The sequence below is a fragment of the Variovorax sp. Varisp53 genome (assembly GCF_059491555.1).
The window spans coordinates 6,060,130-6,085,850 of sequence record NZ_CP168512.1 but is presented as its reverse complement, the minus strand read 5'-3'; the positions used below and the strand labels follow the sequence as shown (position 1 = coordinate 6,085,850).

25 protein-coding genes are annotated in these 25,721 nt (G+C 67.3%); 16 read left to right on the top strand and 9 right to left on the bottom strand.

Translation table 11 applies throughout. From position 1 onward, the window contains the following. Window positions 1–10 precede the first annotated feature (10 nt). Window positions 11–478 carry an Lrp/AsnC family transcriptional regulator gene (locus ACEOAB_RS28655; protein WP_413750214.1) on the bottom strand — a complete coding sequence of 156 codons (468 nt, stop codon included), beginning with the start codon at window positions 476–478 and terminating at the stop codon, window positions 11–13. A gap of 105 nt (window positions 479–583) precedes the next feature. Between ACEOAB_RS28655 and mdeB the strand changes: the two genes are divergently transcribed. The 10 genes from mdeB (at window position 584) to ACEOAB_RS28605 (ending at window position 12,279) form a co-directional block, all read left to right on the top strand. Next, window positions 584–3,235: an alpha-ketoglutarate dehydrogenase gene (gene mdeB, locus ACEOAB_RS28650; RefSeq protein ID WP_413750215.1), complete on the top strand. Its 2,652-nt coding sequence runs from the start codon at window positions 584–586 to the stop codon at window positions 3,233–3,235. Window positions 3,236–3,293: 58 nt separating this feature from the next. Further along, window positions 3,294–4,070: a FadR/GntR family transcriptional regulator gene (locus tag ACEOAB_RS28645; RefSeq protein WP_413750216.1), complete on the top strand. Its 777-nt coding sequence runs from the start codon at window positions 3,294–3,296 to the stop codon at window positions 4,068–4,070. Window positions 4,071–4,196: 126 nt separating this feature from the next. After that, the gene (locus ACEOAB_RS28640; RefSeq protein ID WP_413750217.1) at window positions 4,197–5,531 is read left to right on the top strand and encodes an MFS transporter; all 1,335 of its coding nucleotides are present in this window, start codon (window positions 4,197–4,199) and stop codon (window positions 5,529–5,531) included. 16 nt (window positions 5,532–5,547) lie between these two features. Next, window positions 5,548–6,471, top strand: a complete 924-nt coding sequence (gene ltnD, locus ACEOAB_RS28635) for an L-threonate dehydrogenase (protein WP_413750218.1) — start codon at window positions 5,548–5,550, stop codon at window positions 6,469–6,471. Window positions 6,472–6,492: 21 nt separating this feature from the next. Next, on the top strand, window positions 6,493–7,506 hold the full coding sequence (gene denD / locus ACEOAB_RS28630; protein ID WP_495653282.1) for a D-erythronate dehydrogenase: 1,014 nt from the start codon (window positions 6,493–6,495) through the stop codon (window positions 7,504–7,506). A 5-nt stretch (window positions 7,507–7,511) separates the two neighbouring features. Continuing rightward, on the top strand, window positions 7,512–8,783 hold the full coding sequence (gene otnK, locus ACEOAB_RS28625; RefSeq protein WP_413749746.1) for a 3-oxo-tetronate kinase: 1,272 nt from the start codon (window positions 7,512–7,514) through the stop codon (window positions 8,781–8,783). A gap of 327 nt (window positions 8,784–9,110) precedes the next feature. Then, window positions 9,111–9,779, top strand: a complete 669-nt coding sequence (locus tag ACEOAB_RS28620; RefSeq protein ID WP_413749745.1) for a class II aldolase/adducin family protein — start codon at window positions 9,111–9,113, stop codon at window positions 9,777–9,779. 12 nt (window positions 9,780–9,791) lie between these two features. Further along, window positions 9,792–10,610: a 2-oxo-tetronate isomerase gene (otnI, locus tag ACEOAB_RS28615; RefSeq protein WP_056593043.1), complete on the top strand. Its 819-nt coding sequence runs from the start codon at window positions 9,792–9,794 to the stop codon at window positions 10,608–10,610. After that, window positions 10,607–11,815 carry an amidohydrolase family protein gene (locus ACEOAB_RS28610; protein ID WP_413749744.1) on the top strand — a complete coding sequence of 403 codons (1,209 nt, stop codon included), beginning with the start codon at window positions 10,607–10,609 and terminating at the stop codon, window positions 11,813–11,815. The genes otnI and ACEOAB_RS28610 overlap by 4 nt, the downstream gene beginning before the upstream one ends. After that, window positions 11,812–12,279, top strand: coding sequence for a RidA family protein (locus ACEOAB_RS28605; protein WP_413749743.1), 468 nt, complete (start codon window positions 11,812–11,814; stop codon window positions 12,277–12,279). The genes ACEOAB_RS28610 and ACEOAB_RS28605 overlap by 4 nt, the downstream gene beginning before the upstream one ends. Here ACEOAB_RS28605 and ACEOAB_RS28600 read toward each other — a convergent pair. The 8 genes from ACEOAB_RS28600 to ACEOAB_RS28565 all read right to left on the bottom strand — a co-directional run bounded on the left by ACEOAB_RS28600 (window position 12,272) and on the right by ACEOAB_RS28565 (window position 20,278). Continuing rightward, window positions 12,272–12,937: a TetR family transcriptional regulator C-terminal domain-containing protein gene (locus tag ACEOAB_RS28600; RefSeq protein ID WP_413749742.1), complete on the bottom strand. Its 666-nt coding sequence runs from the start codon at window positions 12,935–12,937 to the stop codon at window positions 12,272–12,274. The genes ACEOAB_RS28605 and ACEOAB_RS28600 overlap by 8 nt on opposite strands. Beyond that, window positions 12,934–13,893 (bottom strand): PDR/VanB family oxidoreductase, encoded by a 960-nt coding sequence (locus ACEOAB_RS28595; RefSeq protein ID WP_413749741.1) that lies wholly within the window; start codon window positions 13,891–13,893, stop codon window positions 12,934–12,936. Before ACEOAB_RS28595 ends, ACEOAB_RS28600 begins: the two co-directional genes overlap by 4 nt. Before the next feature lie 30 nt (window positions 13,894–13,923). Beyond that, on the bottom strand, window positions 13,924–14,514 hold the full coding sequence (locus ACEOAB_RS28590) for an NAD(P)H-dependent oxidoreductase (protein ID WP_056593030.1): 591 nt from the start codon (window positions 14,512–14,514) through the stop codon (window positions 13,924–13,926). A gap of 155 nt (window positions 14,515–14,669) precedes the next feature. Then, the gene (locus ACEOAB_RS28585; protein ID WP_413749740.1) at window positions 14,670–15,698 is read right to left on the bottom strand and encodes an ABC transporter substrate-binding protein; all 1,029 of its coding nucleotides are present in this window, start codon (window positions 15,696–15,698) and stop codon (window positions 14,670–14,672) included. Window positions 15,699–16,100: 402 nt separating this feature from the next. Continuing rightward, on the bottom strand, window positions 16,101–17,465 hold the full coding sequence (locus ACEOAB_RS28580) for an FAD-binding oxidoreductase (RefSeq protein ID WP_413749739.1): 1,365 nt from the start codon (window positions 17,463–17,465) through the stop codon (window positions 16,101–16,103). A 4-nt stretch (window positions 17,466–17,469) separates the two neighbouring features. Further along, window positions 17,470–18,342: an ABC transporter permease gene (locus ACEOAB_RS28575; RefSeq protein WP_413749738.1), complete on the bottom strand. Its 873-nt coding sequence runs from the start codon at window positions 18,340–18,342 to the stop codon at window positions 17,470–17,472. A gap of 320 nt (window positions 18,343–18,662) precedes the next feature. After that, complete coding sequence (locus ACEOAB_RS28570) at window positions 18,663–19,457, bottom strand: ABC transporter ATP-binding protein (protein WP_056594406.1); 795 nt, start codon at window positions 19,455–19,457, stop codon at window positions 18,663–18,665. Continuing rightward, on the bottom strand, window positions 19,457–20,278 hold the full coding sequence (locus ACEOAB_RS28565; protein WP_413749737.1) for a creatininase family protein: 822 nt from the start codon (window positions 20,276–20,278) through the stop codon (window positions 19,457–19,459). Before ACEOAB_RS28565 ends, ACEOAB_RS28570 begins: the two co-directional genes overlap by 1 nt. 192 nt (window positions 20,279–20,470) lie before the next feature. Here ACEOAB_RS28565 and ACEOAB_RS28560 point away from each other — a divergent pair, with 192 nt between their 5' ends. The 6 genes from ACEOAB_RS28560 (at window position 20,471) to ACEOAB_RS28535 (ending at window position 25,699) form a co-directional block, all read left to right on the top strand. Continuing rightward, window positions 20,471–20,986 carry a DUF1269 domain-containing protein gene (locus ACEOAB_RS28560; protein WP_413749736.1) on the top strand — a complete coding sequence of 172 codons (516 nt, stop codon included), beginning with the start codon at window positions 20,471–20,473 and terminating at the stop codon, window positions 20,984–20,986. A 47-nt stretch (window positions 20,987–21,033) separates the two neighbouring features. Continuing rightward, window positions 21,034–22,197: a cytochrome c oxidase subunit II gene (locus tag ACEOAB_RS28555; RefSeq protein WP_495653281.1), complete on the top strand. Its 1,164-nt coding sequence runs from the start codon at window positions 21,034–21,036 to the stop codon at window positions 22,195–22,197. Window positions 22,198–22,223: 26 nt separating this feature from the next. Further along, entirely contained in the window at window positions 22,224–23,990 is a 1,767-nt protein-coding gene (ctaD, locus tag ACEOAB_RS28550) for a cytochrome c oxidase subunit I (protein WP_413751268.1), read from the top strand. A gap of 62 nt (window positions 23,991–24,052) precedes the next feature. Continuing rightward, a complete protein-coding gene (locus tag ACEOAB_RS28545; protein ID WP_495653280.1) occupies window positions 24,053–24,664 on the top strand; it encodes a cytochrome c oxidase subunit 3 family protein in 612 nt (203 codons plus the stop codon). 10 nt (window positions 24,665–24,674) lie between these two features. Then, entirely contained in the window at window positions 24,675–25,376 is a 702-nt protein-coding gene (locus tag ACEOAB_RS28540) for a heme-copper oxidase subunit III family protein (RefSeq protein WP_056593006.1), read from the top strand. 8 nt (window positions 25,377–25,384) lie between these two features. Continuing rightward, entirely contained in the window at window positions 25,385–25,699 is a 315-nt protein-coding gene (locus tag ACEOAB_RS28535; RefSeq protein WP_056593004.1) for a cytochrome C oxidase subunit IV family protein, read from the top strand. The last annotated feature ends 22 nt before the right edge of the window (window positions 25,700–25,721 follow it).

Genomic DNA, 25,721 nt, shown 5'->3' with positions numbered 1-25,721 from the left:
GGGGGAGTACCTACTCTCTCGGCAACGGCAGCGCCGTTTTATATCTGACCTGCTTCAGTGCAAAGCTGGAGCGGATCTTTTCGACCCCTGGAATCGGCGTGAGCTGTTCCAGGATGAATTTCTCCAGCGCCGCCATGTCCGCCACCGCGATGCGGATCAGGTAGTCGCTGTCGCCCGTCATCAGGTAGCACTCCATCACTTCGTCGTGCTCGGCGATGCGCTGCTCGAAGTCGGCGAGCGACTGCTTGCTCTGCGTCGTGAGGCTGATCGAGATGAACACGTTGAGCCCCAAGCCCAGCGCCTTGGCGCGGAGGAGCGCCACATAGCGGCCGATCACGCCGTTCGCTTCGAGCACTTTCACGCGGGCCAGGCAGGGCGATGGCGACAGGTGCACGCGCCGCGCCAGCTCCACGTTCGACAGCGCGCCGTCGCGCTGCAGCTCGTCGAGAATGCGCAGGTCGATGGCGTCGAGTTGCATGAAGTGCCGGCAAGTGGAGGATTGGCGGAATTTTATGCTGCGACGCCCGCAGGGAATTGGCTTCGCCAGTAGCTAATTTTTTGCGCTGCGGCCTAAAGTGCCGATATGAACGCCCCGATTTCGCCCGACCAGATGCGTGCCCTGCTGCTCGACACGCCGCTCTCGCACGACCCCGACCCCGCCGAGACCGCCGAATGGCGCGACGCCTTCCTGGCGCTGGCGCAAACGCAGGGGCCGCAGCGCGCGAAGCAGATGCTGGTCGAACTGGCGCGCCTCGCGCGGCAACAGCGCATCGGCTGGCAGCCCGAACTCGCGACGCCGTACGTCAACACCATCGCGGTGGAAGACCAGCCGCCGTTCCCCGGCGACCTCGCCATCGAGGAAAGGCTCGCCTCGCTGATGCGCTGGAACGCGCTCGCGATGGTGGCCAAGGCCAACCAGGCGTATGGCGAACTCGGCGGCCACATCGCCAGCTACGCGAGCGCGGCCGATCTGTTCGAGACCGGCTTCAACCACTTCTTCCATGCGCGCAGCGAGCAGCACCGCGGCGACCTCGTGTTCTTCCAGCCGCACAGCGCGCCCGGTGTCTATGCGCGCGCGTTCCTCGAAGGCCGTCTCGGCGAAGAAGACCTCAAGCACTACCGCCAGGAGCTGACGGCACCGGCCTTCACGCAAGGCAGTGGCGCACGCGGCCTCAGCAGCTATCCGCATCCGTATCTGATGCCGGACTTCTGGCAGTTCCCCACCGGCTCGATGGGCATCGGCCCCATCAGTTCGATCTACCACGCGCGCTTCATGCGCTACCTCACGCACCGCAACCTGCTGAACTGCGAAGGCCGCAAGGTGTGGGGCGTGTTCGGCGACGGCGAGATGGACGAGCCCGAATCGATGAGCGCGCTGACGCTCGCCGCGCGCGAGAAGCTCGACAACCTCGTGTGGGTCGTCAATTGCAACCTGCAGCGGCTGGACGGCCCGGTGCGCGGCAACGGCCGCATCATCGACGAGCTCGAGAAGCTCTTCGCCGGCGCGGGCTGGAACGTCGTCAAGCTCGTGTGGGGCAGCGACTGGGACGGCCTCTTTGCACAGGACGTGAGCGGTGCGCTGGCCCGCGTGTTCGCCAACACCGTCGACGGCCAGATGCAGACCTTTGCGGCCAAGGACGGCCGCTTCAACCGCGACAACTTCTTCGGCCAGAACCCCGAACTCGCGCGCCTGGCCGAAGGCATGACCGACGAGCAGATCGACCGCCTCAAGCGCGGCGGCCACGACCTCGTGAAGATCCATGCGGCCTACGCGGCAGCGGCCAGGCACAAGGGCCAGCCCACCGTGATCCTCGCCCACACCAAGAAGGGCTACGGCATGGGCAGCGCCGCGCAGGGCAAGATGACCACGCACTCGCACAAGAAGATGGGCGACGTGGACCTGATCGAGTTCCGCGACCGCTTCAACCTGCCGCTGACCGACGCGCAGGCCATCGCGATGGATTTCTACCGCCCGGCCGAGGACAGCGCCGAGATGCGCTACCTGCGCCAGCACCGCGAAGCGCTCGGTGGCGCCATGCCGCGCCGCGAGACCGCCTGCGACATCGTGCCCAAGCCCGACATCGCAAGCTATGCGCAGTTCGCGACCGCTGCGGCCGGCAAGGAGATGAGCACCACCATGGCCTTCGTGCGCATGCTGGGCAACCTCATGAAGGACACCGCGCTCGGTCCGCGCATCGTGCCCATCGTGGCCGATGAGGCGCGCACCTTCGGCATGGCCAACCTGTTCAAGCAGGTCGGCATCTATTCGAGCGTGGGCCAGCGCTACGCGCCCGAAGACATCGGCTCGGTGCTGAGCTACCGCGAAGCGACCGACGGGCAGATCCTCGAAGAGGGCATCAGCGAAGCCGGCGCCATCGCGAGCTGGACCGCCGCGGCCACCAGCTACAGCGTGCATGGCCTGGCCATGCTGCCCTTCTACATCTACTACTCGATGTTCGGCTTCCAGCGTGTGGGCGATGCGATCTGGGCCGCGGCCGACCAGCGCGCACGCGGCTTCCTGCTGGGCGCCACCTCGGGCCGCACCACGCTCGGCGGCGAAGGCCTGCAGCACCAGGACGGCAGCAGTCACCTCGTGGCTGCGACCATCCCCAACTGCAAGGCCTACGACCCGGCCTATGCGGGCGAGATGGCGGTGATCGTCGACGCGGGCATCCGCGAAATGATGGTCGAGCAGAAGGACGTGTTCTATTACGTCACGCTCATGAACGAGAACTACGCGCAGCCGGATGTGCCCGAAGGTGCGGAAGGCGACATCCTGCGCGGGTGCTACCGCTTCGGCGTGTATTCGCCGGCCTCCGGCAAGGCGAAGAAGAAGGTCACGCTGATGGGCTCGGGCGCGATCCTGACGGAAGTCGTCAAGGCCGCGCAGCTGCTGGCCGAGGAAGGCATCGAGGCCGAGGTGTTCAGCGTCACGAGCTGGAGCGAGCTTGCGCGCGACGGGCTGGCCTGCGAGCAGCGCGCACTGGCTGGCGAAGAAGCCGGCACGCCCTTCATCGCGCAGCAACTCGGCAAGGGCAAGGCCCCGATCGTCGCTGCCACCGACTACGTGCGCGCCGTGCCCGAGAGCGTGCGCGCCTTCCTGCCCGACGGCCGCCGCTACCTCACGCTGGGTACCGACGGCTTCGGCCGCAGCGACACGCGCGCGGCGCTGCGCGGGTTCTTCGGGGTGGATGCCGCGAGCATTGCAAACGCCGCGCGGCACGCGCTGAACTGAGCGTCGGCGGTCGCGCAGGGCCTGCGTTAGAGTCGCAGGCCCCACCTCCATCGCACCCATGACCGCCCGCTTCCAGTCCCTCGCCCCCGCCGTCCGCCTCGCCGACCAGGTGGCCGATGCGCTCGCGGCCGAGGTGCGCAGCGGGCGTCTTTCCGAAGGCGACCGCCTGCCGACCGAGGCCGCATTGGCAGAGCAGTTCGGCGTGAGCCGTACCGTGGTGCGCGAGGCCGTGTCGCGGCTCAAGTCGCTGGGGTTGCTCGATTCGCGCCAGGGCAGCGGCGTGTACGTGCGCCCCGCCGGTGTCGAGCCGCTGCGCTTCGAGATGCCACACGTCGCCTCGCGCGAAGCCGTCATCCAGATGGTCGAGGTGCGCCGTGCGCTCGAGGCCGAAGTGGCCGCGCTGGCCGCCGAGCGGCGCACGGACGAAGACGTGCAGCGCATCCGCGACGCCATAGCCGCACTGCATGCGGCGGTCGAGGCGGGCGGCAACGGCGCCGACGAGGACGTGCGCTTCCACCGCGCCATCGCCGAGGCCGCGCGCAATCCCTTCCTGCTCGGCACGCTGCAGTACCTGCGGCAGTTCCTGCATGGCGCCACCCGCGTCACGCGCGCCAACGAGGCGCGCCGCGCCGACTTCGCGCGCGAGGTGGCGCAGGAGCACGCGCGCATCGTCGAGGCCATCGAGGCCGGCGATCCGCTGCGCGCGCGCGAGGCGGCCAAGAACCACATGGACAACGCGATCCGCCGCATCGAGCTGGCCGATCCTGCGTTCTGGCAGCAGGAAGGCGCGCAACTCGCGCGGCCCCTGGTCGAAGGCTGGCCTGTCGGCAGCTGAGTCCGCCGACACACAAAGACACCAGAAAGTCGCCGCAAGAGGCGTTGCCTCCGGGTTTCCCCGGGTCAATCAACAAAACTCAAATTTGTATGATGACCTGACAAATCAAGCGGGACAAACCTTTTCATGACTTCTTCCACCCTCCCGGCCGGCGCCGCGCACGCCACGCCGTCCGCCACAGCCGATGCCGCGCTCGAAAAGCGCACTTACGCCAAGGTGTTCTGGCGCCTCGTGCCCTTCCTCATGCTCTGCTACGTGGTCGCGTACCTCGACCGCGTCAACGTCGGCTTCGCCAAGCTGCAGATGGGGCAGGACCTGGGCTTCAGCGAAACCGTGTTCGGCCTGGGTGCGGGCATCTTCTTCCTCGGCTACTTCCTGTTCGAGGTGCCGAGCAACCTGCTGCTCAACCGCGTCGGGGCACGCATCTGGATCGCGCGGATCATGATCACCTGGGGCCTGCTCTCGGCCTGCTTCATGTTCGTGAAGACGCCGACCAGCTTCTACATCCTGCGTTTCCTGCTCGGCGTGGCCGAGGCGGGCTTCTACCCCGGCGTGATCCTGTACCTCACGCACTGGTACCCGGCCCACCGGCGCGCGCGGATCATCGCGGTGTTCATGTCGGCGATTCCGGTGGCGGGCATCTTCGGCAACCCGCTGTCGGGCTGGATCATGGACAGCTTCCACGGCGCGGCGTCGCTGAGCGGCTGGCAATGGATGTTCATCATCGAGGCCGTCCCGGCCGTGATCGTGGGCGTGATGGTGCTGGTCTACCTCGACAACGGCATTGCGCAGGCACGCTGGCTCAGCGGGGCGGAAAAGGCGCTGCTGCAGCGCGAGGTGGCGCGCGATGCCGAGCACGGCGCCAAGGGGCCGCACTCGGTGGCTGGCGTGTTCCGCGATGTGCGCATATGGTGGATGGCGTTGATCTACTTCGCCTTCGTCATGGGCCAATATGCGCTGACTTTCTGGTTGCCCACGCTGGTCAAGGCCACGGGTGTGAAGGGCAACCTCCACATCGGGCTGCTCAGCGCGATCCCGTTCGTCTGCGCCATCGTCGCGATGAACCTCTTCGGTCGCAGCGCCGACCGTCGCCAGGAGCGCCGCTGGCACCTGATCGTGCCCGCGCTGATGGGCGCCATCGGCTTCACGGTCGCGGCTTCGTACACGCAGAACACCGCCGTGTCGCTCGCCTTCCTGTCGCTCGCCGCAGCCGGCGTGCTGACCTGCGCGCCGCTGTTCTGGTCGCTGCCTACCGCCTTTCTGTCGGGCACGGCGGCTGCGGCCGGCATCGCGGCCATCAACTCGGTGGGCAACCTCGCGGGCTTCGTGAGCCCGTACCTCATCGGCTATCTGAAAGACCTGACGGGCAGCACGCAGATCGGCATGTACGTGCTGGCCGCGGCGCTGGTGCTCGGCGCCATCGGCGTGTGGCTTACGCCCAAGCAACTCGTGAATCGCTGATCGAAAGAACATCCTGATGACCTCTTCCTCCAACTCTCCAGTCGTCGGCCTCGTGGGCCTCGGCGCCATGGGCGCCGGCATGGCGCAATCGCTGCGCCGCGCGGGCCATGCGCCGCACGTGTTCGACGTGCGCCGCGAGGTAGCCGAAGCCTTCGCACGCGACGGCGGCACGGCCTGCGACACGCTGGCCGCGATCGGCGCGCAGTGCGACATCGTGGTCAGCGTGGTCGTGAATGCCGCTCAGACCGAGTCGGTGCTGTTCGGCGACGGCACCACGCCCGGATGCGCCGCGTCGATGAAGCCCGGCAGCCTGTTCGTGATGTGCTCCACGGTGGACCCGAACTGGTCGGTGGCGCTCGAGGCGCGCCTTGCAAAGCTCGGCATCCTGTACCTCGACGCGCCGATTTCCGGTGGCGCCGCCAAGGCCGCAAGCGGCCAGATGACGATGATGACCGCCGGCACGCCCGCCGCCTACGAGAAGGCCGGCGCCGTGCTCGACGCGATGGCCGCCAAGGTCTACCGCCTGGGCGATTCGGCAGGCGCGGGCAGCAAGGTGAAGGTCATCAACCAGCTGCTGGCCGGCGTGCACATCGCGGCCGCGGCCGAGGCGATGGCGCTGGGCCTGCGCGAAGGCGTCGACCCGACCGCGCTCTACGAGGTCATCACGCACAGCGCGGGCAACAGCTGGATGTTCGAGAACCGCATGGCGCACGTGCTCGCGGGCGACTACACGCCGCTGTCGGCGGTCGACATCTTCGTGAAAGACCTGGGGCTGGTGCTCGATGTGGCGCGGGCCAGCAAGTTTCCGCTGCCGCTGTCGTCCACCGCGCACCAGATGTTCATGCAGGCCTCGACCGCGGGCTATGCGCGCGAGGACGACAGCGCGGTCATCAAGATCTTTCCGGGCATCGAAGTGCCGGCTCCGAAAAAACAAGCCTGAAAGAAAGCAGAGAAGAGACACATGAACATCCTCATCACCGGCGGCTGCGGCTTCCTCGGCGCCCGCCTCGCCCGCACGCTGCTCGCGGACGGCAACCTCGCATTGGCCGGCGGTGCCGCGCAGCCCGTGTCGCGCATCACGCTGGCCGACCGCGTGCCGCCGCCCGCCGACCTGGCCGGCGACGCGCGCATCCAGTTCGTGCAGGGCGACCTGCTCGAACAACTCGGCAACGGCGCCCTGCCCATCGCCGACACGCAGCTCGTGTTCCATCTCGCAGCCGCAGTCAGCGGTGAATGCGAGGCCGACTTCGACCTCGGCATGCGCAGCAACCTCGACGCCACGCGTGGCCTGCTCGAAGCAGCGCGCCGCGCGGGTCACTCGCCGGTGTTCGTGTTCTCCAGCTCGGTTGCGGTGTTCGGCGATTCGCCCGAGCAGCGCCTGCCCGCCGTGATCGAAGACACCACGCTGCCCACGCCGCAGAACAGCTACGGCATCCAGAAATTCATCGGCGAGCAGCTGGTGGCCGACTTCACGCGCAAGGGCTTCGTGCAGGGCCGCAACGTGCGGCTCATGACGGTGTCGGTGCGCCCCGGCCGGCCCAACGGCGCGGCCTCCAGCTTCCTGAGCGGCATGCTGCGCGAGCCGCTGGCGGGCGAGCGAGCGCGCTGCCCGGTGTCGCCCGACACGCCGGTCGCGCTGGCCTCGCCCGGCAACACCGTCGCGGGCATCGTGCGCGCGGCCACGGCCAGCGCCGCCGAGTGGGGTGCGCGCACTGCCATCAACCTGCCCGCACTGACGACCACCGTGCGCGAGATGGCGCAGGCGCTCGAACGCATTGCCGGCAAGGAGGCAACCGGCCTCATCGACTGGGAACCCGACGCGGCCATCGCGAAGATCGTCACCAGCTGGCCCAGCCGCATCCACGCCGCACGCGCCGAGGCGCTGGGCCTGAAGGCCGACGCGAGCTTCGACGCCATCCTGCGCGACTACGTGCGAGAGAACGCGCAGGCCGTGAAGCTGCCGCTGAAGGATTGAAAGCCATGGCCAAACTCGTGCTCGGCTGCATCGCCGACGACTTCACCGGTGCCACCGATCTCGCCAACAACCTCGTGCGCGCGGGCATGCGCGTGGTGCAGGCCATCGGAGTGCCCGAAGGCCCACTCGACGCCGACGTGGATGCGGTGGTCGTCGCCCTCAAGTCGCGCACCATCGCCCCGGCCGAGGCCATCGCGCAGTCGCTCGACGCATTGCGCTGGCTGCAGGCGCAGGGTGCGCGGCAGATCTACTTCAAGTACTGCTCCACCTTCGACAGCACCGCGCAGGGCAACATCGGCCCCGTGACCGAGGCGCTGATGGACGCGCTGAACTGCGACTTCACCATCGCCACGCCCGCCTTCCCCGACAACAAGCGCACCGTGTTCAAGGGCTACCTGTTCGCGGGCGACGTGCTGCTCAACGAGAGCGGCATGCAGAACCATCCGCTCACGCCGATGACCGACCCGAACCTCGTGCGCGTGCTGCAGGCGCAGTGCAAGCGCAAGGTGGGGCTGATCGACTACGCGGTGGTGGCGCGCGGCGCGTCCGCAATCGACGAGCGCATCGCGCAGCTGAAGGCCGAGGGCGTGGGCATCGCCATCGTCGACGCGGTGTCGAACGACGACCTGCTGCGCATGGGCCCGGCGCTCGCGAAGATGCCGCTGCTCACCGCGGGCTCGGGCGTGGCCATCGGCCTGCCGGCCAACTTCGGGCTCGCGCCGTCGTCGCAGGCCAGCGCGTTGCCCAAGGCCGGTGGCAAGACGGCCGTGGTCTCGGGCAGCTGCTCGCTCGCGACCAACCGGCAGGTGCTCGATTTCATCCAGCGCGGCGGCCAGGCGATGGCCATCGACCCACTGCGCATCGCGGCAGGCGTGGACGTTGCGGCCGAAACGCTGGCCTGGGCCGCACCCCTGATCGACAAAGGCCCCGTGCTCGTCTACTCGACTGCCGAGGCCGGCGCCGTGAAGTCGGTGCAGGGGCGGCTCGGTGTCGAGGAAGCAGGCGCGATGGTCGAACGCACCATCGCCGCCATCGCGCGTGGCTTGGTCGAACGCGGCGTGCATCAGCTGGTGGTGGCCGGCGGCGAAACCTCCGGTGCCTGTGTGCAGGCGCTCGGCATCGCGCAGATGCAGATCGGCCCGCAGATCGACCCCGGTGTGCCGTGGTGTCATGCGCGCTCCGACGCCGCGCCCGAGACGGGTGTGCACATCGCACTGAAGTCCGGCAACTTCGGCAGTGACGATTTCTTCACCAAGGCCTTTACAGTGCTTGCATGACATCCGCTCTCTGGGTTTGCGTACTTCGCTGCTTTTCGGGGCGCGATCCCGCCGACGGGGTGCCTTGCTCCGCGAATGTCCCCCGGCCTGCGGCCTCCTCCTTTATTTCGCTGCGCAAGGCACCCCGCCAGCGTGATCGTTGGGCAGAGCAGTCGTTGATCAGCCGTGCACCCAGAGCGTGCCCTCGTGCACGGGGCGTCGGGTGCTCCCCGCAGCGAAATAAAGGAGGAGGCCGCAGGCCGGGGGACATTCGCGGAGGGGAGTACCCGGCGGCCTGTGCACGCGCCCCGAACAACAGTCCCAAGAACGCAAGCGAAGAAACCTGACATGAAAGAACCCGAAGCAAGAGAAGAAATCTGCCGCGTAGGCCGCAGCCTGTTCGAACGCGGCTACGTGCACGCCACGGCCGGCAACATCAGCGTGCGGCTGGACGACGATGGCTTCCTCATCACGCCAACCGACGCCTGCCTCGGGTTTCTCGACCCGGCGCGGCTTGCAAGGCTCGATGCAAATGGCCAGCAGACCAGCGGCGACCGCGCCAGCAAGACCATCGCGCTGCACACACGAATCTACGCAGCCGCACGCAAGTTCGATGCGAACACGGCCTGCGTGATCCACACGCACAGCACGCACTGCGTGGCGCTCACGTTGAACAATTCGGGTGACGAGCTGCTGCCCGCGCTCACGCCGTACTTCGTGATGAAGGTCGGCCACGTGCCGGTCATTCCGTACCATCGGCCCGGCGCGCCCGAAGCGGCCGAACAGGTGGCGCAGGCCATCGAGCGCCTCGGCGCTGCCGGCACGCCGATCCGCGCCGTGATGCTCACGCGCCTGGGTCCCAATGTCTGGCACGACACGCCGGCCGCTGCCATGGCCGTGCTCGAGGAACTAGAGGAGACCGCCCGGCTTCAAATGCTTGCGAGCGCCGCAAGGCCTGCACCGCTGAACGCCGAACAGATCGATGAACTGCGCCGCACCTTCGGGGCGCGCTGGTAGTAGAAACACCCCATGCCCCAATTCGCCGCCAACCTCTCGATGCTCTATCCGGAGCTCGCCTTTCTCGACCGCTTCGACGCCGCCGCGAAAGACGGCTTCAAGGCCGTGGAGTACCTCTTCCCGTACGACTTTTCGAAGGACGAAATCCTCGCAAGGCTGAAGCACAACGGCCTGCAGCAGGTGCTGTTCAACGGCCCGCCCGGCGACTGGAACGGCGGCGAACGCGGCCTGGCCTGCCTGCCCGGACGCGACGCCGAGTTCCGCGAAGGCATCGCCAGGGCCATCGACTACGCCGTGGCACTCGACTGCCCGCGCATCCACGTCATGGCCGGCCTCGTGCCCGAAGGCCTGGAACGCGATGCGCTGCGGCCCGTGTACCTGGACAACCTGCGCTGGGCCGCGGCCGAAGCTGCCAAGGCAAACCGCGATGTGCTGATCGAGCCGATCAACACGCGCGACATTCCAGGCTTCTTCCTCAACCGCCAGGACCAAGCGCACGAGATCGTCGAGGCCGTCGGCGCACCGAACCTCAAGGTGCAGATGGACCTGTACCACTGCCAGATCGTCGAAGGCGACGTGGCCATGAAGATCCGCAAGTACCTGCCCACCGGCCGCGTCGGCCACATCCAGATCGCCGGCGTGCCCGAGCGCCACGAGCCCGACATCGGCGAGCAGAACTATCCGTACCTGTTCGACGTGATCGACGAGGTGTCGGCGCAGTGCGGATGGCAGGGCTGGGTCGGCTGCGAATACCGGCCGCGCCGCGGTTCGGAGCCGGGTGGCACCTCGGCCGGGCTCGGCTGGTTGCGCGCCTTGCAGCAGCGCGCATGAAGCTCGAAGCGCTGCGCATTCCAGTGCCGCTGCGAGGTTTCGCGGCGGGCGATGCGCAGCTGTTCGACGTCACGCTGGCCGGCGACAGAGTCGGGTCCGTCGTGGCCAGCGCTCAACAGCAGCACGCGCGCGGCACGCTGCTGAGCGCACTGGTCGAGGCGCATGCGCACATCGACAAGAACTACACCGTGCAGGACGTGGGTGCGGCGCAGGGCAACCTGTTCGCCGCCATCGACCGCATGGACAAGCACCGCGACAGCTGGACCGGCGAGTCGCTGCGCCTGCGCATGGAGCGCGCGCTGCACGACGCATGGCAATCGGGCACGCGCGCGCTGCGCACGCACCTCGACTGGGTGCAGCCCGAGCCGCCCGCTGCCCTGCCCGTGTTCGAGGCACTGCGCGAAGAATGGCGCGGCCGCGTCGAGCTGCAGTTCGTTTCGCTCACGCCGCTCGACCTGTTCGCCGACCTCGCCGCGGGCGAGCGCATCGCACGCGAGGTGAAGCGTGCGCGTGGCGTGCTCGGCGCGTTCGTCTACCGCAACGAAGGCATCGTCCACAAGCTGGGGCGCGTGTTCGACCTCGCGCAGCAGCACGGGCTGGGGCTCGACTTCCATGTCGACGAAGGCCTCGACGCCGAAGCCAGCGGCCTGCGCAGCATCGCGCAACTGGTGCGTGCGCGCAATTTCAGGAACGGCGTGGCCTGCGGCCATGCCTGCTCGCTGTCGGTGCAGGGCGATGGCGTTGCCAACGAAACGCTGGCGCTGTGCGCCGGCGCGGGCATTCACCTCATCGCGCTGCCCACCACCAACCTCTACCTGCAAGGCGCGTGGGACCGCACGCCCGTGCAGCGCGGCATCACGCGCATCCGCGAGGCGGCGGCATGGGGCTTGCGTGCGAGCCTGGCAACCGACAACGTGCAGGACGCCTTCTATCCCTACGGCAGCTACGACCTTCTGGAGACCTTCGGCCTCGGTGTGCAGATGGCGCACCTGGCGCCGGCCTCCGACTGGTTCGACGCCGTCACCGTGAGCCCCGCGAAAGCCCTGGGGCTCGCATGGAACGGGCGCATCGCGCCGGGCTGCCCGGCGGACCTGATGGTGTTGGCGGCCACCGACGAACACGAACTCATCGGCCCGCGCGGACGGCAACGCACCGTCATCCGCGCCGGCCGGATCCTCGAGAAAAATCTGGAGAAAACCCAATGAGCATGGGCAAGCCAATGGCCAACTACGCCGCCGCCAAGCGCGTCGGCGATTTCGTCTTCATGAGCGGCGTGGTCGCGGTCGATCCGGCCACGCGCCGCGCCGTCGCGGGCTACGACGCGATTCCCGAGGCCGCACGCACCGCGCTGCAGGGCGTGGGCTACGCTACGGGCCAGATGTCGGTCGATGTGTTCGAGGCGCCCATCGTCGCGCAGAGCTGGTTCGTGCTCGAACGCATCCGCCAGATCGCGGCCGAGCACGGCGGCACGATGGAAGACGTGGTGAAGCTGGTGCAGTACTTCCGACACCTGCCGCACTACGCGTTCTACAACCGCGTGCGCGGGCTGTTCTATCCGGGCGAACCACCGGTGAGCACGGTGGTCGAGGTGTCGCGTTTTCTGCCAGGGGACGAGGTGCTGGTCGAGGTCGAGGCGACCATGTACCTGCCGCAGCAACGCGCTACCTGACCCCCGCCCCCTTCAGCAAAAACTCCGTCACCTGCTCGATCAGGTAGCGCCGGTCCTTGTCATCGCCCTGTTGGGCCACGTTGCGGAAGTACGCGGCCTGGGTGGCGTGGTCGGCATAGAACTGCGTCACGGCCCAGATGTGGAACAGCACCAGCATCGGGTCGGCCTTGTCCATCAGGCCCTGGTTCATCCAGTTCTGGATCACCGCGGCGGCCTGGTCGGTGCGCTGCTTGCTCGTGTCCATCATGTCGTCGATGACCGGCGCGCCGCGCAACATCTCGGCGGTGAAGATGCGCGATCGCAGCGGATGCTCGAACGAGAACATCATCTTGCGCTCGATCAGGTCGCCCAGCACCTTGCGCGGGCCGAAGGCCTCGTCGCTGAAGCCGAACACCACGATCCAGTCGGTGAGGATGTCCTGCAGCACCTGGCGATACAGCGCTTCCTTGCTCTCGATGTAGTAGTGCAACTGCGCTTTCGAGAGCCCGGCCTTGTCGGCAATGGCCTGCGTCGATGCGCCGGCCAGCCCCTCGCTGGCGAACACCTCGATGGCGGCCTGGTTGATGAGGCCGAGCACCTGCGTGTACTTGCGCGAACGGCCGCGCGTGGCGGGCGCCTCGCCGTCGCTTTCTTCGTTGACGGGAGGGCGCGCGCTCACAGCTGGAGTTCCAGTTCCTGCCCCTTGGCGCGCGAGCAGCACAGGGCGACCTTGTGGCGGCGCTCGCTGCCCGTGAGGCAGAAGTCGCGATGCTCCGCACCTTCGCCGTCGCCCTCGACCACGCAGGTGCCGCACAGGCCCTGCTGGCACGACACGGGGATGTCGATGCCGACTTCGTGCAGCGCGTCGACGGCAGTCTGATCTGCGGCAACGGGCACGCTGATGCCGCGCCGTGCGAGCTTCAGCGTGAAGGGCAGGCCGGTTGGGGTGCTGGCATCGGTGGGTGCGGCGAAATATTCGGCGTGCAGCGCGTCCTCGGGCCAGTGCGCGGCCGCGTCGCGCACCGCCTGCATGAAGCCGCCGGGGCCGCACACGTACAGGTGCGTGCCAGGTGCGGGTTGGGCCAGCAGCGCTCGCAGGTCGATGCGCTGCGAGGCGTCGCCCTGGTCGAGATGCAGCCGCAGATGCGGTGCCAGCGCGGGCGCGCGCAGCGCCTCGGCGAACGCCAGATGCTCTTCGCTGCGCGCGAACACGCATAGCGTGAACCCGGCGCCGCGCGCGGCAAGCGCCTGCGCCATCGCCAGGAGCGGCGTCATGCCGATGCCGCCGGCCATCAGCAGATGGTGCGCGGCCTCCTCGCGCAGCGGAAAAGTGTTGCGCGGCGCGCTGATCGCGAGCAGGTCGCCTTCACGCACACGCTCATGCATCGAGGCCGAACCGCCGCGGCTCGCGGCCTCGCGCTTCACGCCGATCACGTACGAGGCGGCGTTCGATGGCCCGCGTGCCAGCGAGTACTGGCGCGAGAAGCCGCCCGGCATGTGCACGTCGATGTGCGCGCCGGCCTCGTAGGCCGGCAGCGGCCGGCCCCACGGATGGGTCAGTTCGAAGGCCAGTATTTCAGGCGTCTGCCGCGAGATGCGTTCGACGCGGACGGTGAGCGTGCGTTCGAGGCTCATGATGATGTGTCTCCCTGCTTTCTGCGTTCTCTAGATGCTGCCCAGCTTGCGCGACACGCGCTCGATGAAGTGGCTGCGGTCGCTTGCAGTCACGGCGTTCATGTCGTGCAGCTGCAGCCACGTCACCTTGCAACGCCATGCGAACAGCGCGCGCAATGCACGCGTGAACAGCCGCCGGCCCGGGTCGCCGATCACCATCACGAACCAGCGCGGCGAGCCGCCGGTGGTCACCACCGTGAGCCGCTGGATGTGCCGCAGCCCCGACTTCGCGATCTGCCCCTTGCGCTGCGCCGGCAGGAAGGCCACGCCCGGCAGCCACACCCGTTCGAGCCAGCCCTTGAGCATCGACGGCGGTCCGTGGAACCAGGTCGGAAACACGAACACCAGGTGCTCGGCCCACAGCAGCGCCTCGACGTGGGGTTTCACGCGTTCGCGGATCAGGTCGGGGTTGTCGAGGTAGGCGATGCGCTCTTCGCGGGTCAGCGTCGGGTCGAAGCCCTCGGCGTACAGGTCGATGGCCTTGACGGGGTGCCGCGGCTGGAGCGCCTCGAGCGCGGTGCGGTAGAGCGCGTGGTTGAAGCTGTCAGGGTTCGGATGGCAGTGGATGACTAGCGTTTTCATGGTTGAGGGCCGGTTCGCTCAGCGGTTTTTGTCGCTGGCGAGACGGGGTCAGAGCCCAGGGGATAAAAGGCCGCGCAGTGCCTTATGGCAACCCAGGCGCCGGCATCTGACCCCGGCGCAAGCCCCGCGCGACCCTCGAGAAAAAACGAAACTGCCTACTTGCCTGTCAGCTTCTTGCGGACGTCGACACCGACGCCCTTGTTCACGAACTGTGTGGTGACGACCTTCGACAGGTCGACCTCGCCCGGCTTGTACAGGCCGGCCTTGACCATCTTGTCGTAGAAGTCCTTCACGCGCGCCTCGTCCATCGCGCCGATGCCCTTGGCGAGCGATTCGCCGCTGTCGACGATGCCCATCTTCTTCATCAGCTCGATGGAGCCCTGCGATGCGGCCACGGGCGAATCGGGGTTGATCTTGGCGATCATCTCGTTGGCCGCCTTGTTGTCGCCGTAGAGGTAGTTGTTCCAGCCGATGATCGAGGCCTCGACGAACTTGCGCACCGTCTCGGGCTTGGTCTTGATCAGGTCGGCGCGCGTCTCGATGGTGGTCGAGTAGGTCGAGAAGCCGTTGTCGGCCAGCAGCTGCACCACCGGGTCGAAGCCGGCTTGCGCTTTGATCGACAGCGGCTCCGAAATCGCGTAGCCCTGCTGGATCGATTTCTTGTCGGCCAGGAACGGGCCGACGTTGAAGGTGTAGGGCTTGAGCTGCGAGTCCTTGAAGCCGTGCTCCGACTTCATCCACTGCCAGAAGCTGAATTGGCCGTCCTTGCCGATGAAGGCCACGGGCGCCTTGGCCATGTCCTTGAAGGTGTCGAAGCCCTGGCCCGGGTGCGCGAACATGGCCTGCGGGTCTTTCTGGAAGAAGGCCGCGACGACCACGGTGGGCACGCCGTTCTTCACGTTGTCGAAGGACTGCAGCAGGTTGCCGGTCATCAGGAAGTCGACCTTGCCGGCCGGCAGCATTGGCCGGTTGTTGACCATCGGTCCGCCCTGCTGGATGTCGACGTCGAGGCCGTACTTCTTGTAGGTGCCATCCACCAGCGCCTGGTAGAAGCCGCCGTGGCCGGCCTGCGCCTTCCAGTTGGTGGCGAATACCACTTTTTCCTGCGCCTGCGCGGCGAAGGCTGCGGCCGAGAGGGCCAGGGCGAGAGCGAGCGGACGAATGGTCAGGGCGGGGACGCGCATGGCAGTGGACTCCTGGGGTTGAATGCGACTTGGGATTCTCATGTCAGTTGTTTGTTGCGCAAGGGGTTTTGTTCTTGTCTTGTCTTGGCGCCTTTGTTCGGGGTGCGTGCACAGGCCGCCGGGTACTCCCCTCCGCGAATGTCCCCCGGCCTTCGGCCTCCTCCTTTATTTCGCTGCGGGGAGCACCCGACGCCCTGTGCACGATGGGCGCTGCCGTTGTTTCGCTCGATCAACAAGTGCTCTGAACGTTCACGCCGATGCGGGGGCCTTTTTCGCGAAATAAAGGAGGAGGCCGAAGGCCGGGGGACATTCGCGAAAAAGGTCACCGTGTCGGCGTGAGCGCGCCCCGAATGGCGGCACACGTCACGCACAACACAAAGAACAAGACCCCGAAGTTCCATCTCAGCGCTCGACAGCCATGTCCGGCGTCCATCCGCGCGTCTTGCCGGGGTTCATCAACCCCATCGGATCGCTGCGCTTCTTGAACTCGATCTGCTGCGTGTCGATGGTCTTCATGCCGCCGTCCTCGATGGTGACGACGTGCGGATTGAAGATCTTGCAGCCGCCCTGCGACTCGATCTCGCGGATCAGCTCGTACTGGTGGGCCTCGCCCTTCCAGCGCACCAGCAGGATGCCGAAGGTGCCGCACTCGCCGTTGGCGCGTGCGAAGTCCTGGTGCTGCAGCACGTCGTCGCCGAAGATTTGCAGATGCCGCTCGACAACCGATGGATCGAAGGGCTGGGCGTAGGCAACCTGCAGGTAGGTCCAGCTGCGGTCGGCCTTCAGTGCCTGCAGCGTCGTGTGGTTGAACGCGCACTCGTAGGCCGGGGGCAGGCCGTGGGCGAGCAGCTCGGCCTCGGTGCCGGCGACGGAGATCGTGCCGCCCTGTGCCTCGGCGAGGGCGCGGAAGTCCGCCATCGACTCGGGCGAGACCATGGCGAACACCGCATGCCGGTCGCGCGGAAAGCGGTCGCGCATCGCCGTGTAGTAGGGCGAGAAGCGCGCCTCGACCGTGGACAGCAGGAAGATGTCGAGCGAGGGCGCCTGTGCCGCGATCCCGAAGTCGAGCGCGCCGCGGTACGTTTCGAACAGCACCGTGCAGTGCACCCATTCGACGGCCGGGCTCAGCGCGACCTCGACGTCGAGGATCACGCCGTTGGTTCCATAGGCGTGGTGCACTTGCTGGATCTCGTCGCCATGCAGCTCGATGACGCGCGGCTCGCGCTCCACCGTCATCACGCGCGCGCGCAGCAAGTTGCCGGGGTCGCGCAGGATGCCGTGGCGGAACGAGCCGATGCCGCCGAAGCCGCCCGCGATGAAGCCGCCGATGCTGGCCACGTGCCAGGTCGAGGGCCACATGCGCAGCGCCTGGCCGGTCTCGCGCGCAGCGAGGTCGATGTCGTGCATGCGCGCGCCGGCTTCGACGCGGATGCGGCCGTCCTGGATGTCGAGCACGCGGCACATCTGCGTCACGTCGAGCACGATGCCGCCCTCGAGCGGTACGCACTGGCCGTAGTTGCCGGTGCCGCCGGCGCGCACGGTGAGCGGCAGCTTCCACTTGGCCGCAACCGCAGCCGCCTGCCGCACGTCGTCCTCGGTGCTGACCTTGACGACGAGGTCGGCCACGCAGCCCGCGAGCTGCGCGGTGAGGATGGGGCTGTACCAGTAGAAGTCTTTCGACAGCTGTTTGCGCTGGGCCGGCGCGGTGATCAGGTTGAGGCCGCGCAGGTCATTGCGCACGGCTTTCCAGTCGATGACGGCGTGCATCGCTCTAGCGTTCACGGCGCATCTCGCTTTCGTGCCAGTGGCCGAGCACGAGGCGTGACAAGGCGGCGAACACGATGAAGATCACGATGCCCAGCAGCGACACCAGCAGCAGCGCCGCGAACATCATCGGGATCTCGGTGCGGAAGCTCGACTCGAGGATGCGCGAAGCCAGCCCCGTTTCCTTGCCCGCCGTGCCGGCCGTGAACTCGGCCACCACCGCACCGATCAGGCTCAGCCCGCCCGCGATCTTCAGGCCCGCCATGAAGTACGGCAGCGCGCTGGGCGCGAGCAGGTAGCGGAAGGTCTGCCACGGCGAGGCCTTGTAGAGCTGGAACAGGTCGCGAAGATTGCTGTCGGCGCTTTTCAGGCCGATGACGGTGTTCGACAAGATCGGAAAGAAGGCCACGATCCACGCGCACAGCAGCAGCGCCGCAGTGGTGTTCGACACGTAGATCAGGATGAGCGGCGCGATCGCGATGATCGGCGTCACCTGCAGGATCACGGCGATCGGGAAGAGGCCTATTTCCACCCACTTGAAGAGCGCGAACGCGATCGCCAGAAGCACGCCACCGACGATGGCCGCGCCGAGCGCGAGCAGCGTGAGCTTGACCGTGAACCACAGGGCGCTGGAGAGCGAATCCCAGTTGTCGAACAGTGTGCGAAGAATGAGCGAGGGTGCGGGGAGGATGTAGTGCGGGATGTTGTTGGAGCGCACGGTCCATTCCCAGAGCAGCAGGAGCGCCGCGATGATGACGACGGGCACCACGATGCGCAGCATCGACTCGCGGCGGCGCAGCTTGTCTTCGTGGGCGCGCAGCGTGGCCTCGGAGGGGGCGTCGTCTGCTGCGGGGTCGGCGTTGGCGATCAGCGTGGTCATCTCTGCTCTCTTACCGTTCGTTGTGCTTTGCGGAGGTGTGTTCGGGGCGCGTGCACAGGCCACCGGGTACTCCCCTCCGCGAATGTCCCCCGGCTTCGCCTCCTCCTTTATTTCGCTGCGGGGAGCACCCGGTGCCCTGTGCACGGTGGGCGCTCTGCTCATGCCGGCAGTTCAACCGCTCTGCTGATCGATCACGCCGGCGGGGTGCCTTGCGCAGCGAAATAAAGGAGGAGGCCGCCGGCCGGGGGACATTCGCGGAGCAAGGTACCCCGTCGGCGTGATCGTGCCCTGAACAAACCACGTCACGCAAAGAGGCGGTTTCAGTGATCGATGTCGAGGCCATGCAGCGCTCCATGCAGGGATTGGGACACCGCCGTGCAATGCGCGTTGTAGCGGCTCGATGTGCGGAACTCTTCGCCGCGCGGGTAGGGCTCGTCGATGCGTATCTCGTCGATCACGCGCCCCGGTCGAGCCGCCATCACGACGATGCGGTTCGACAGGTACACCGACTCGTACACGCTGTGCGTGACGAACACCACCGAGAAGCGGTGCTCGCGCCAGATGGCGAGCAGGTCGTTGTTGAGCTTGATGCGCGTCATCTCGTCGAGCGCGGCAAAGGGCTCGTCCATCAGCAGCAGGCGCGGGTGCGTGACCAGCGCACGCGCGATCGACACGCGCATCTTCATGCCGCCCGACAGCTCGCGCGGATACACGTCGGCAAAGCGCGAGAGGCCGACCATCTCCAGCGCCTGCTGCACCACCGGCGCCGCCGCGTCGCGGCTCATGCCGGCGAGCTTGAGCGGCAGCCACACGTTGTCGAACACCTTGGCCCACGGCATGAGCGTGGGCTCCTGGAACACGAAGCCCAGGTCGCGGTCGCTTTGCGTCTTGCCGGTGTTGGCGCCCGACCAGTGCATGTCGCCCGAGCTGAGCCGCGTGAGCCCCGCGATGAGGCGCAGCGCGGTGCTCTTGCCGCAGCCCGAGGGGCCGAGGAAGCTGATGAAGTCGTGCTCGCCGATGTCGAGCGACATGCCCTGCAGCGCGAGCGTGCCGTTCGCAAAACGCTTGCTGACGTTGCGCAGGGTGACCAGTGGCGGCGGGGTGGGGATGGACATCATTTCCAGGCCGGTTCGTTGGCGAGGCGCGAGAGCGGAAAGCGGTCGACCTCCTGCAGCAGCTCGACGAAGCGGCGGCCCACGTGGTCGAGCACCGCCGCGCCCTTTTCGGCCGTGGCACGCGTGGCGTCGCCGGCGGCGCCCGCGGGGTTGATGTCGTGCATCTGCCAGCCGAGCTTGCCGCTGGGGGTGATCGAGAGGAACTTGTTCTCGGCGGCCAGTTGCTCCGTCATCGAGCTGAAGTTCTGGAACCGGTCCTTGCGCACATGGTCGGGCGCGAGGTGCAGCATGACCGAGCTTTCGAGGTCGCCGGCGTGGATGCCGTGCCGGCCCTCGTGCGCGGTGAACAGGCCCTCGGGCAGGCCCAGCGTGTACCAGTTGGCGGCCACGACCATCATGTCGTGTTCCTCGCGCAGGTCGCGCGCCACGATGTCCATCACGCTCATCTGGCCGCCGTGGCTGTTGTAGAGCACCAGCTTGCGCACGCCGGCCTTCGCGACGCAGGCGCCGATGTCCTTCCACAGCGAGATCAGCGTGTTGGCGGACACCGTGAGCGTGCCCGGGTAGCGCGAATGCTCGTTGCTCTTGCCGTAGGGCACGGTGGGCAAAAACAGCACCGGCAGGTCGTCGGGCAGGTGCGGCAGCGTGGCGCGGACCATGCCGTCGATGGTGGCGGTGTCGGTCGACATCGGCAGGTGCGGGCCGTGCTGCTCGGTCGCGCCCACGGGCAGCACGGCAATGAGCCGTTCACGGTCGAGGCGGGAGAACTCTTCGCTGGTCAGGTCGGACCAGAAACGGCTGCGCAAGGGGACCGGGTTCATCGTGGCGTACCTCGTGGTGACGGGCAGTGGAGCGCGGATGATGATCTAAATTATCCAATCGGTCAAAAAAAGTTGGATCGCGGGTTACCCACGCCGCGGCCGCCGAATGCAGCACCCCTTGATGGCGGCTCTCCTTGGGCATATAAGTCGTTCATGTTTCCTCGGCTTGTCGCAAGGCGGAAAGGGGACGCTATGAAGAGACGCATCTACTGGCTGATGCCGGACCTGGCGAGCGCCAGGCGGGCGATGGACGATCTGGTGCGGGCGCGCGTCGACGTTGCGCGCATTCATTTCGCCGGACCGGAAGGCATGGACATGGCCGGGCTCCATGCGGCCAACGTATGGCAAACCTCGGACGTGGTCCACGCTGCCAAGACCGGATGGGCGGTCGGCAGTGCCTGCGGCATCGTCGTCGGCCTCTTGGCCGCCCTGATGTTTCCGATCTTCGGCGACGACCCCGAATGGGAAGTGGCCGTGCTGGTGGCCGTCGTGGGTGGCGTGGTCGGGACCTGGTCGGCCAGCATGATCGGCATTTCCATTCCGAGTCCCAGGCTGCAGCGTTTCGAGGGCGCCATCGCGCAGGGCCAGATCCTGCTGATGGTGGACTTGCCGCGTTCGCGCGTGCGGGACATCGAGGCGCTGCTGCAGTCTGCGCATCCCGAGGCCCGGTTCGAGGGCGAAGAGCCGCGAATCCCGGCGTTTCTCTGAAGCGCGAATGAGCCCTGAACCCATGATGCCGAGCCGAGGGACCGCACATGATCATGGCCGTCGCCCTGTTGCTCATCGTGCTCGGCTCGGTGCTGTTCCACGTCTTCAATCCATGGTGGACGACGCCCCTGGCTTCGAACTGGCAGCCGATGGACGACACCCTGACCATCACGCTGGTGATCACGGGGATCTTCTTCGTCGTCATCAACCTGTTCGTCGCCTACATGCTGGTGCGCTTTCGCCATCGCGAGGGGCACCGTGCGGCGCATGAGCCCGAGAACAGGAAACTCGAGCGCTGGCTGATCGGCGGCACCACCGTCGGCATCATGGCGCTGCTGGCGCCCGGCCTCGTGGTGTACGCGAACTACGTCAGGGAGCCCCGCGACGCGCTCGTGCTGGAGGTGCTGGGCCAGCAGTGGCAATGGCGCTTCCGCTTCCCGGGGCCGGACGGCAAGCTGGGCGCGACCGATGCGCGCTTCGTCAGCGCCACCAATCCGTTCGGGATCGACCCGGGCGACCCTGCCGGGCAGGACGACCTCCTGATCCCCGGCGACGAGGTGCACCTGCCGCTCGGCAAGCCGGTGCTGGTGCTGATGCGCTCGAACGATGTGCTGCACGACTTCTTCGTGCCGCCGTTCCGCGCCCGGATGAACATGGTGCCGGGGCAGGTCAGCCGCTTCTGGTTCACGTCGACCGTCGCAGGCCGCTACGAGGCGCTCTGCGCGCAGCTGTGCGGCGTGGGCCATCCCAACATGCGCGGCTACGTGGTGGTGGAGGACCCGGCGAGCTACCAGGCCTGGTACGCGGCGCTGCCGAGCTTCGCCAAGTCGCAGGCCAAGGCGCCCGAGGCGCCGGCCGCCCCGGGCGGCCCGGCCGGCGGCGGCGCACGCGTCGAGCAGGGGCGCGCGCTGGCGGACGCCAAGGGCTGCGTGGCCTGCCACACGGTCGACGGCAGCCCGCGCGTGGGGCCGACCTGGAAGGGCCTGCACGGCAAGACCGAGACCATGGCGGACGGCTCCACCGCGCTGGTCGACGAAGCCTATCTGCGCAGCTTCATCCGCGATCCGCAGGCCCGCCATGTGAAGGGCTTCCCGCCGGTCATGCCCAAGATCGAAATGACCGATGAAGAACTGGCCGCGCTGGTGGCCTACATCCAGAGTCTGGGCAGCCCGCCGGCGCAGGCTGCCGCCGAACAGAAGGCTGCGCGATGAACTCTTCCTCGCCCACGGGGCAGGCCATGTCCCACGCCGACGACGCCGGGCACCCCGCGCCGCAGAGTTTCCTGACCCGCTACGTCTGGAGCCAGGACCACAAGGTGATCGCTGTCCAGTACGCCTGCACCGCCATCGCGGTGGGCGTGGTGGGCGTGGTGCTGTCCAACCTGATGCGGCTGCAGCTGGGCTTTCCGGGCCAGTTCGACTTCATCAACGCCGAGCGCTACTACCAGTTCGTGACCATGCACGGGATGATCATGGTGATCTACCTGCTCACGGCGCTGTTCCTCGGCGGCTTTGGCAACTACCTGATCCCGCTGATGGTGGGGGCGCGGGACATGGTCTTTCCCTACCTCAACATGTTGAGCTTCTGGGTCTACCTGCTGTCGGTGGTGGTCCTGATGGCGAGCTTCTTCGTCCCGGGCGGACCTACCGGCGCGGGCTGGACGCTGTATCCGCCGCAGTCGATCCTGCCCGGCACGCCGGGCCATGCGGGCGGCATCGTGCTGATGCTGGTGTCGCTGCTCATCTTCATCGTGGCGACCACGATGGGCGGCCTCAACTACGTGACCACCGTGCTGCAGGCGCGCTGCGAAGGCATGACGCTGCTGCGCATGCCGCTCACGGTGTGGGGCATCTTCGTCGCCACCATCCTTGCGCTGCTCGGCTTTCCGGCATTGTTCGTCAGCGGCGTGATGCTGCTGCTCGACCGGACGCTGGGCACCAGCTTCTTCATGCCGGCGCTGGTGTCGATGGGCCAGGTGACGGGCTACAAGGGCGGCAGCCCGCTGCTGTTCCAGCACCTGTTCTGGTTCTTCGGCCACCCAGAGGTCTACATCGTGGCGCTGCCGGCCTTCGGCATCGTCTCCGACCTGATCAGCGTGCACGCGCGCAAGTGCATCTTCGGCTACCGCATGATGGTGTGGGCCATCGTGGCCATCGGCGCGCTCAGCGTGGTGGTCTGGGCGCACCACATGTTCGTGAGCGGCATGAACCCGTACTTCGGCTTCTTCTTCGCGACCACCACGCTGATCATCGCGGTGCCCACCGCGATCAAGGTCTACAACTGGATCCTGACGCTGTGGCGCGGCGACATCCACCTGACGGTGCCGATGCTGTTCGCGCTGGCCTTCCTCTGCACCTTCCTCATCGGCGGGCTGACCGGGCTGTTCCTCGGCAACGTGAGCGTGGACATCCCGCTCTCGGGCACCTATTTCGTGGTGGCGCACTTCCACATGGTGATGGGCGTGGCGCCGCTGCTGGTGGTGTTCGGCGGCATCTACCACTGGTTTCCCAAGGTCACGGGCCGCATGCTCGACGACCGGCTCGGCCGGCTGCATTTCTGGATCACCTTCCTCGGTACCTACGCGGTCTTTTTCCCGATGCACTACCTCGGCGTGCTGGGCATGCCGCGGCGCTACTACAACTTCGATGGCTACAAGTTCATTCCGCCGTCGGCGTTCAGCCTGAATGAAGTCATCACCGTGATCGCGATGATCATCGCCCTGGCCCAGCTGCTGTTCATCGTCAACCTGGCCTGGAGCGCCTGGCGCGGCCGACCGGCCGACGCCAACCCATGGCGCGCCGCCTCGCTCGAATGGCAGACGCCGACGACGCCGCCGGGCTACGGCAACTGGGGGCCGCGGCTGCCGGTGGTCTACCGGTGGGCCTATGCCTATGGAGAGCCGGGCGCGGCGGAAGATTTCATCGCGCAGAACGCGCCGCCGCAAGCCGGGGCCGGGGAGCCCGAGCCGGAAGGCCAGAGCGAGGTGCGGGGAGCGCCGGCATGAGCGCAGCGCCGGGCCGTTCCCAAGCAAGCTCGCACCGCAGTGCGCAGCACGGAGGTCTCTTGATGGCCGCGGTTGCTGCCTGGAGCGACCGCGGCCGGCCCCGCGATGCGCGCGCGAGCGCGGCCAGCATCGGCCTGTGGGTCTTCATGGGCGTGGCCACCGCGCTGTTCTCGCTCTTCATCGTGGCCTACGTGATGCGCATGAGCGGCGACGACTCGATGACGATCGCGCTGCCGTGGCAGCTCTGGCTCAGCTCGGCGCTGCTGGTGGCGGGCAGCGTGGCGCTGCAAGGGGCCGGTGGTGCATCGCGCGGCTCCGACGCGATGCGGACGCGTCGCCTGCTGCTGGCGGGCGGCCTCTGCGCGGCGGGCTTCCTGAGCGTGCAGCTGTGGGCCTGGCAGGCGCTGCTGAGCGCTCAGGTGATGCCGGCCGGCAATCCGGCGGGCAGCTTCTTCTATTTGTTGACCGCGATGCACGGACTCCACCTGGCGGGTGGGCTGGTCGGGTGGGCCTGGACGGCGCACGCCGCATGGCCCGATCCCGCCAGGGCCGCATGGCGCATCGCGCTGTGCGCGCGCTACTGGCACTTCATGCTGGCGGTGTGGCTGGTGCTGTTCGCGCTGCTCGGGTGGGTGACGCCGGAGGTGGCGCGCTTCGTCTGCGGCACATCCTGAGGAGGCATCCATGAACAACACCGCAACCGTCGCCGCAACGCCGTTGAATCCGACCCTTGCCGCAAGCGGCTGGCGCGGGCTGATTGCCGACTGGTCTTCCGATCGCCAGGCGTTCCACGTCTCGTGGGGCAAGGCGATGATGTGGATCTTCCTGCTCAGCGACACCTTCGTCTTCAGTTGCTTCCTGACCGGCTACATGACGGTGCGCGTCTCGACCACCGTGCCGTGGCCCAACCCGAGCGAGGTGTTCGCGCTCCACGTGGCGGGCGCCGACATCCCGTTGCTGCTGATCGCGATCATGACCTTCGTGCTCATCAGCAGCAGCGGCACGATGGCGATGGCCGTCAATTTCGCCTACCGCCGCGACCGCGTGAACGCCGCCACGCTGATGATCGTGACCGCGACCTTCGGCGAACTCTTCGTCGGCATGCAGGCCTTCGAGTGGTCCAAGCTGATCCTGCATGAAGGCGTGCGGCCCTGGGGCAACCCGATGGGCGCGGCGCAGTTCGGCTCGGCCTTCTTCATGATCACGGGCTTTCACGGGCTGCACGTGTCGGCCGGCGTGGTCTTCCTGTTCACCGTGGCCTTCAAGCTGATCCGCGGCGACTACGACAAGAAGGGCAACTACCAGATCGTCGAGATCGCCGGCCTGTACTGGCACTTCGTGGACCTCGTGTGGGTCTTCATCTTCGCGCTGTTCTATCTCTGGTGAGGACGATCATGAACCCCGACACCGGCCAACAACATCCGATCGGCCTCTATCTCAAGATCTGGGGGCTGCTGTTCGTGCTCAGCACGATGTCGTACCTGGTCGACTACTTCCATTTCCACGGGTACCTGCGCTGGACCCTGATCATTGTCTTCATGCTGCTGAAGGCGGGGCTGATCGTTTCGGTCTTCATGCACATGGCCTGGGAGCGGCTGTCGCTGGTCTATGCCATCCTGGTGCCGCCCCTGTGCCTGCTGGTCCTGGTGTGGTTGATGGCGGCGGAGGCCGGCCACACCTTCCTGACACGGATGGCGTTCTTCCACTGACGGCGGCGCGGGCGGCAGCCCG